The following is a 5,765-nucleotide window of genomic DNA, read 5'->3' on the forward strand; positions in this document are numbered from 1 at the left end:
AAACGCAAGCTGTTCCCTACGGATGAATCGGCAAGAAAGGTGGTCTATCTGGCGATTCAGGATGCTTCCAAGAAATGGACGATGCCAATACGAAACTGGAAGCAGGCGCTGAACCGCTTTATGATTATGTTCGAAGACCGATTAACTGAATACTTGTAACCAATGGCAGTTACACAGAATTATTTACAGGGTCTTTTATCCTGATAAATCATTCCTGTATAACTCGCCTCAGCTAATACTTTATTTCAAATCCTTTAAACACTTGGGTGTTGTGAGCATATTTGACGACACCATCCACCCGAGAACTTTTTGGCCCTTTAGCTAGCCATTGGTGCAAGGATTCCAACTCCTTCTCATTGCCAGTGGCAATAACTTCTACATCTCCATTGTCTAAGTTCTTTGCGTAACCAGTAAGGTTTCGTTTAAGACCTTCATAACATGTGTGGTATCTAAACCCGACGCCTTGAACCATTCCTGATACAACAAAACGCATACTTATGTTATTCACATTAATCCTCCTTAAACACTTGAGCAGAATAATTTGTCTTCTGTATGATCATATTGAGTATATAAACACCAAGATTTAAAACAATCATTATTGCTTTTCGAACGTTAATTCCCCACAATACCGCTCCTTCAATTATTACGGATTTCATCATGACGGTAGCTATTTATCTTGAAAAAGGCCGAGACAAATCACTTAGGCGCAAACACCCTTGGATATTTTCAAGAGGTATTAAAAGAATAGATGGAGAACCGACGTTAGGTGAAACTGTTGATGTATATTCCCATCAAGGTGAATGGTTAGCAAAAGCGGCGTTCTCCCCTGCTTCTCAAATTAGAGCTAGAGTTTGGTCTTTCGATAAACAGGTTATCGACCGCCAGTTTTTTATCAAACGAATTCAGCAAGCACAGAAGCTAAGAGATGAGGTAATTGCTCGCGACGGTTTAAGTGGATACAGATTGATTGCAGCAGAGTCAGATGGCTTACCAGGAATTACCATAGACAGGTATCAAAATTTCTTAGTCTGCCAGTTACTCACCGCTGGGGCTGAATACAACAAACAATGTTTGGTGGAAGCTCTCATATACTGCTACCCCGACTGTAATGTGTATGAACGCTCTGACGTGTCTATGCGTAAAAAAGAAGGCTTAGAACAGACCATGGGCGTTTTACATGGTATTGAGCCACCATCAGAAGTCATCATTGAAGAAAATGGTATAAAAATTAGTGTCGACATTAAAAATGGTCATAAAACAGGTTTTTATCTAGACCAGAGAGATAGTCGTCTGCAGTCGATGAAGTATGTATCAGATAAAGAAGTTCTTAACTGTTTCTCATACACTGGTGGTTTTGGACTCTACGCCCTCAAGGGAGGCGCTAAGCGTGTTATCAATGCTGATGTTTCTCAGCCAGCTCTTGATATGGCGAAACATAACGCTCAACTAAACGATTTTGATCTGTCCAAAAAACGTGCGGTATTTTTAAATGCTGATGTCTTTAAACTGTTGCGCGAATACCGAGATCAAGGAACCAAATTTGATGTTGTTATCATGGATCCGCCTAAATTTGCAGAGTCAAAGGCACAGTTAAATGGTGCTTGTCGTGGATACAAAGACATTAACATGCTCGCGATGCAAATTCTGAAACCTGGTGGCACGCTTTTAACTTACTCTTGCTCTGGTTTAATGGAACAAAATTTATTCCAAAAAATCATTTCTGATGCAGCCTTAGATTCTGGCCGCAGCGTAAAGTTTGTAGAGCGTTTTGAACAAGCAGCGGATCATCCAATTGACACGGCATATCCAGAGGGTTTTTACCTTAAAGGTTTTGCCTGCAAGGTATTCTAACTACGCTATTCGTAATATAAGTTTAGTTCAGTAATAGCTAGAATCGTCTCTTACGAGGTACAAAAAAGGGCTCAAATGAGCCCTTTTGCATATTTACTTCAAGTTTAGCTTTGTCCTTTAAATAAATCATCCATTATAGAACTAGTGATACTGGCAGCCAATGCACCATCAGATAAGTTAGAGCCATCCAAACCAAACTCTGACACACCACCTCGAATAACAATGGTTTGGTCATGTCCATGCTCGTGATCTAACTTAATTTCTAAATCATTACCCGACTTAGAAATACTCGCTAGAAGATTATCGACACTAGTCACATCGTCATTCGCTTGAACTAGTTCAGATAAATCAATTTTATCTCCTTCTGAGATACTAAAGTCATCAATAATATCTCGACCATTTTCTACAGAACTACTTGTCCAGATAAACGTATCGGCATCATCACCACCAACCAAAATATCATTACCTAAACCACCGTCTAATATGTCATTGCCTAAACCACCGTCTAATATGTCATTGCCACCCTGACCATAAATCACATCGTTTCCAGCACCACCACTTAAGATGTCACTTTTATCACCACTATTTGATTGATCAAACTCGGCCACATGCTCACGGATATAGTCTTGTATCTCTTTATTGCTTGGCGATGCAGACTGATTGGATTGATCTGCAACATAATTAGCGATAGCAGCTGTACCTTGCTCACCATCATAATTAAAGCCATCACCGAACAGGATGTCGTTTCCATCACCACCATCGATAGTGTCTTTGCCTTGCACCATTTTGGTCGTTGTTTCTTCAATACTACTGGTTAACTGTTCAACCGGAATATTTGTTTTGACATCATTGTCTGAATCATACTTCTCTAGTTTTTGATCGTTGATGTATGGCTTTAGACCTAGAGCTTCTACTGTTGAAACGGCATCTAACTGGCTAAACAGAGTATTAACTTCTCCCATATGTCCTTCGTTATGATATCCATCAGTAATAAAATAGGTAATGTTCGTCGCGCTAGTTCTTGGTTTCACCGCTACATCATTATCAAGATTTTTAAACCAGTTCACTGCGTTTTCAAATCCGATACGATAATCGGTTCTACCATTGCCATAAGTATCGCTACCTATACCTTGGCTCCATTGCACCATAATTGCATTTACTACGCTTTCTACTTGAGCTGGATTCGTGCCATTTAGACTTGAAAGGTCAATAGAAAACTTAACATCATCACTATTATTGTCATCAGCGAAATTAGTGAAAAACAGTGTTACTTTACCCGCGTTTTCTCCTACTGATGCCTTAGCAAGGCTTTCAACTACCGATGTTATTTGAGCTTTCGCCGCACCATAATACCAACCCATACTGCCTGATTCATCAAGAACAAATGCAATATTGTAGTCAGTACCAGCACTTACTTGTAACCCAGTAACATCGCCAACAATCAACTCATGATCTTGATTACCTGTTGTAGTCTGATCTCCTGCTGCACTCGTTGTTGAAGTGTAGTCCCTAAAGCTCACATCAACAGAATCGGAAACCGAAACACTATCACTACTGTTCCCATGCGTATCTGTTGCTGTCGTAGTGACCGTTAACTTAAAGTCGTAATCTCCTTGATAGCTATCGGTCACTTTAAGCGTCACATTAGTATCAACTGGAATGGTATAGCCATTACCGACTGGAGTGCCCCCAATCACCTCAACACCTTGAGGAATACCCATGATGTTAACAACAACACTTTCGCTGTCATCACTATCAGTCGGCTCAGATTGAACATTAAGAGTGAAACTTCTTTCACCGCTTTGCTCGTCTATTTGCATTTGCGACAATTGAACATCTAGTGTAGGTGCATCGGCTACCGGATTAACAAACATAGATACCGTAGCAGTAGATGTGTTACCGTTACTATCAACTACGGTGTAGTCAAAGCTCGCATTTCCAGCAAAATCAGCGGTCGGAGTGAATACCACATTAACCACTTTGCCATCTACTAACACAGGAGATAAGCTTCCACCAACTGCCTTATCAACCGACTGAATCGTTAGGTCACCAACCGCGTGATTAACATCGTTGTCTATTAATGTTTCAGCAGAGATAGTGATTGGCGTGTCTTCATTTGTCACCAAAGCAGATTGAGAAACAGGGAACTCAGTCGAACCAAGCTTAGAATATTCTCCTCCTGGGCTCTGAGCTAGCTCAACATCCAAAACATATGCTCCACCCTGATCCCAATAAATGATTTCTATGTCATGCTTACCATCGTTATCGACAGTAAATTCTACTATATCAGTTCGTGGCGATTGCTTGTCATAACCTTTAATGACTTCTTTACCATCAATCTTCACTACATAACCATCATCAGAAAAGACCTTAATGCTATATGTACCAGCATGTAGCTCTACGGCACCATTCAGCTTAATAATCGCATCAGAACTATTCTCTGGATCGAAAAAGTCATTCGCATCGGGGGAATCTGGATGTCTCAGAGATTTAGCGTCTGAGTTTAACCCCAAGAAAAGTTGTAAATTACCATCAGCCCCTAAATTACCATTCATAACATTTTGATGTGAATCTAAACCATACGAGACTTCAGTAGACACAAAATTGGCATCAGCTTGATGACTAGCAATAAACGCTTTAACCACGTCTAAGTTTTCAGTATTGCCACCATCTGCACCTTGATGATAAGCGTAGTAGCTCCCTTTCAGCCCGGCATTAAACTGAGATGGATCATTGTGGCTATCATCTTTCGCTTCAGGCAAGAAGTCTGGATCGGCAATAATGGTAATAACTTTACTATCACCACTTAACGGCTCAGAATCGATTGGTGTATAAGTAATTTGTTCACGAACGGTCGCATCGGTTACTTCAACTCCTTGAAGAATCATATTCGAGTTTGTATCTGAATTTGATGAACTCGATGTAGATACTTTAAACTCTTGAACCGCATAGCCCGTCGGAGCATCAAACGTGACAGTGTATTCTCTTGAGCCGTTATAAAGGTTGGGGTCTATAACAACATCAATAATATCTCCCGTCGTGGTAATTTCTGTCGTGGTGCTTGCAGAAATTCCATCACGATAAATAACCGTTTTCGTTTTATCTGTTGTATTCCCATGTTCATCTACTAGTACAGCGGTTATCACAAGTTGCGCATCAGGGTCATTACTGGCCTTAGGATCATTCAATGATTCATCGTAATGGTTACCAAGGCTGCTAAATGTTAGTTCAGCACTATTCACAACGGCACCTGATGCAGAGTAATCAATAGAAATGAACTCACGACCTTTTACGTCTACTTCGCTGGAGCCACTATTACTGCTATTAACTCCTAATCCAAAGTCTGAACTCGGTCCTGAATTAGTTAAAGTAGCGTTTTCAGCATCACTAAACGCTTTAATCACTACCTTACCATTAGCAACTTCGTCTCCATCCTCATCATATCCAACCAAACTGCCCTTATTATCACTTAAGTGATTTAGAATGGTGTTTCCTTCCGCTTTGTTGTCGATATGGAAGCTCAATATTTCATTGATATTACTGGCTTTGTCAGCATCTAACTCATAACGAATTTGCGTTGCTTCGAGATCAGAAACCTTATACCCAGCTTTTATTGGTGTATTTGAGTTTCCAATAAACAATTGACCAAATTCAGGCAATGAATCAATGGTTGCTGTAGGTTCCTTAGCATCACTCTGATCATCTTCAATATCTTGAACATGGTCTAAGTCGCCGGCACCATCAAGAACAAATGTCCCTTGACCATCATCACCTATATTAACGGTAAAGTTTTCAGCCGTCGGTTTATCGTTGACTGGCGTAATATCTAGACTCGCAGTTCCTGTAACCGATAGCTTATCCTCTACACCATTTGTCGTTCCATCATCTGTAATGGTATAAGTGAAAGTGACGTC

The 5,765-nt window shown here is 40.4% G+C and carries 3 protein-coding genes and 1 pseudogene; 2 read left to right on the top strand and 2 right to left on the bottom strand.

Translation table 11 applies throughout. The annotated features are described in order from the left end of the window. Positions 1-159: pseudogene (locus F0227_RS21585) on the top strand (IS256 family transposase); the annotation flags it as partial. Positions 160-232: 73 nt separating this feature from the next. Here the strand turns inward: F0227_RS21585 and yccX are convergent. Continuing rightward, positions 233-499 carry an acylphosphatase gene (yccX, locus tag F0227_RS21590; RefSeq protein WP_171755319.1) on the bottom strand — a complete coding sequence of 89 codons (267 nt, stop codon included), beginning with the start codon at positions 497-499 and terminating at the stop codon, positions 233-235. Between the two features lie 158 nt (positions 500-657). On the opposite strand from yccX, the gene F0227_RS21595 reads away from it, so the two are divergent. Further along, the gene (locus F0227_RS21595; RefSeq protein WP_171755317.1) at positions 658-1,851 is read left to right on the top strand and encodes a class I SAM-dependent methyltransferase; all 1,194 of its coding nucleotides are present in this window, start codon (positions 658-660) and stop codon (positions 1,849-1,851) included. 104 nt (positions 1,852-1,955) lie between these two features. Here F0227_RS21595 and F0227_RS21600 read toward each other — a convergent pair. Next, a partial coding sequence (locus F0227_RS21600; RefSeq protein WP_171755318.1) for a cadherin-like domain-containing protein occupies positions 1,956-5,765 on the bottom strand: 3,810 nt, incomplete at its 5' end.

Origin of the sequence: Vibrio sp. 99-8-1, from assembly GCF_013114595.1 — a bacterium.
Classification (GTDB): Bacteria; Pseudomonadota; Gammaproteobacteria; order Enterobacterales; family Vibrionaceae; genus Vibrio.